The organism is Novosphingobium sp. 11B, from assembly GCF_054589055.1.
In genome coordinates this window covers 1-1519 of the sequence record NZ_BAAILP010000163.1, presented here as the reverse complement: position 1 = coordinate 1519, position 1519 = coordinate 1, and the positions used below count along the sequence as shown (strand labels likewise).

Annotated in this window: 2 protein-coding genes; both read right to left on the bottom strand. The window is 64.8% G+C overall.

What is annotated here, in order from left to right; all coding sequences use genetic code 11:
• Nucleotides 1–78: 78 nt before the first annotated feature.
• Nucleotides 79–714 carry a CoA transferase subunit B gene (locus ACYPYD_RS15045; RefSeq protein ID WP_036531046.1) on the bottom strand — a complete coding sequence of 212 codons (636 nt, stop codon included), beginning with the start codon at nucleotides 712–714 and terminating at the stop codon, nucleotides 79–81.
• Nucleotides 714–1421, bottom strand: coding sequence for a CoA transferase subunit A (locus ACYPYD_RS15040; protein WP_036531044.1), 708 nt, complete (start codon nucleotides 1419–1421; stop codon nucleotides 714–716). The genes ACYPYD_RS15045 and ACYPYD_RS15040 overlap by 1 nt, the downstream gene beginning before the upstream one ends.
• Nucleotides 1422–1519: the final 98 nt, after the last annotated feature.

Below are 1519 nucleotides of genomic sequence, written 5' to 3'. Positions count from 1 at the left end.
CCTCCCGCAAGCGGGAGGGCTTGGTCGTTCTTCTCCCCTCCCGCTTGCGGGAGGGGTCGGGGGTGGGCCTTCCCGCGGTCAGCTCACGTAATGCGCCGTCGTCTTCGCGGCGACTTCCTCGGCCGTCACGCCGGGCGCGAGTTCGATCAGCCTGAACGGGCTGTCGTGATCCGGACGCTGGAACACCGCGAGGTCGGTGATCACCATGTCCACCACGCCCACGCCCGTCAGCGGCAGGGTGCAGGCGGGGATGAGCTTGGGATCGCCGTTCTTTGAGGTGTGCTCCATGACGACGATGATCTTCTTCACGCCCGCGACGAGGTCCATGGCGCCGCCCATGCCCTTGATCATCTTGCCGGGGATCATCCAGTTGGCGATGTCGCCGTTCTCGGCCACTTCCATAGCGCCCAGCACCGTCAGGTCGATGTGCCCGCCGCGGATCATGCCGAAGCTGGTGGCGCTGTCGAAATAGGCCGAGTGCGGCAGTTCGCTGATGGTCTGCTTGCCCGCATTGATGAGATCGGGATCGACCTCGTCCGGGTAGGGAAACGGACCGATGCCGAGCATGCCGTTCTCGCTCTGCAGGGTGACGGTGATGTCCTCGGGCACGTAGTTCGCCACTAGCGTCGGAATGCCGATGCCGAGGTTCACGTAGAACCCGTCCTGCAGTTCCTTCGCCGCGCGGGCGGCCATTTCGTTACGATTCCAGGGCATCAGACGGCCTCCCTTTCACGCGTCGTCGTGAACTCGATCTTCTTGTCGTAAGGTGCGCCCACGACGATGCGCTGGACGAAGACGCCGGGCAGGTGGATCGCGTCCGGATCGAGCGAGCCGGTGGGGACGATCTCCTCCACCTCGACCACGCAGACCTTGCCGCACGTGGCGGCGGGGACGTTGAAGTTGCGCGCGGTCTTGCGGAACACGACGTTGCCGGTTGCGTCCGCCTTCCACGCCTTGACGATCGACAGGTCGGCGAAGATGCCTTCCTCGAGGATATAGTCCTCGCCGCGGAACTGCTTCACTTCCTTGCCCTCGGCGACTTGCGTGCCCACGCCGGTCTTGGTGTAGAAGCCCGGAATGCCCGCGCCGCCCGCGCGCATGCGCTCGGCCAGCGTGCCTTGCGGGCAGAACTCGACCTCGAGTTCACCGGCGAGGTACTGGCGTTCGAATTCCTTGTTCTCGCCCACGTAGGACGAGATCATCTTCTTCACCTGCTTGGTGCGCAGCAGCTTGCCGATGCCTTCGTTGTCGATGCCGGCATTGTTCGAGGCGAACGTCAGGTCCTTCACGCCCGCATCGCGGATCGCGTCGAGCAGCCTTTCAGGGATGCCGCAAAGCCCGAAACCGCCACTGGCGATCAGCAGGCCGTCCTTGAGCACGCCTTCCAGCGCGGCCTCCGCACTGGGGTAGATCTTGTTCATCGAGGCAGATCCTCTTCTTTTTTAGCGAGAGGCGGCACCGGCCCGCGCCCCCACCCGGCCACCCAACGATAGTACCCTATGGGTGGCCGGGTGGGGGC